Origin of the sequence: Paenibacillus hemerocallicola (assembly GCF_006265175.1) — a bacterium.
Classification (GTDB): Bacteria; Bacillota; Bacilli; order Paenibacillales; family NBRC-103111; genus Paenibacillus_AB; species Paenibacillus_AB hemerocallicola.
The window spans coordinates 1-525 of record NZ_VDCQ01000166.1 but is presented as its reverse complement, the minus strand read 5'-3'; the positions used below and the strand labels follow the sequence as shown (position 1 = coordinate 525).

The 525-nt window shown below is 34.7% G+C and carries 1 protein-coding gene; it reads right to left on the bottom strand.

The features are described from left to right. Positions 1–355, bottom strand: a 355-nt coding sequence (locus FE784_RS41750; protein ID WP_218103899.1) for a hypothetical protein, incomplete at its 3' end; no start/stop codon positions are given. Between the last annotated feature and the right edge of the window lie 170 nt (positions 356–525).

Here is a 525-nt window from a genome sequence, read left to right as displayed (position 1 = left end):
TTTGAAGTTCAGTTTTTTTGCGTAATACTTCTACTCCAATGTATTTTGTAAGATCCCATGTGACGTTGCTCCCAACATAACCCCAAAAGTCTGATAACTGATTACCAATAAAACTGCAAATATTAACTATCTGATCCAAAACAACGGGGTCGCCTAAGAATTCAAAAATGTAGGAACCTCGACTTGTCCGGACTAACTGTAGATCATAAGGTGAGTCTAAATATTCTTGAATTATTTTGTACATAACTGCGGTTTGGGAGATTACAATTCCGGCCTGTTCAGCAGTTAGTTTTGATGATGAGTACTTTACGGTAAACTTTATTAGTTCTCTCTCGGTGTATTCGTAATTATTCATTGAATCATTCCTTTTCTAAAAATTGTCTTAATCATATTTTAGGAGGGTTGGTTAATCAATTCAATACTACGAGCCTAAACTCTTGAATCCTAACATATTTAGTTTGGTTAAAAGATACGATTGAATAGCATTGTCTGAACTCTTCTGCCTGTTGGCTCAATCATTTGTAA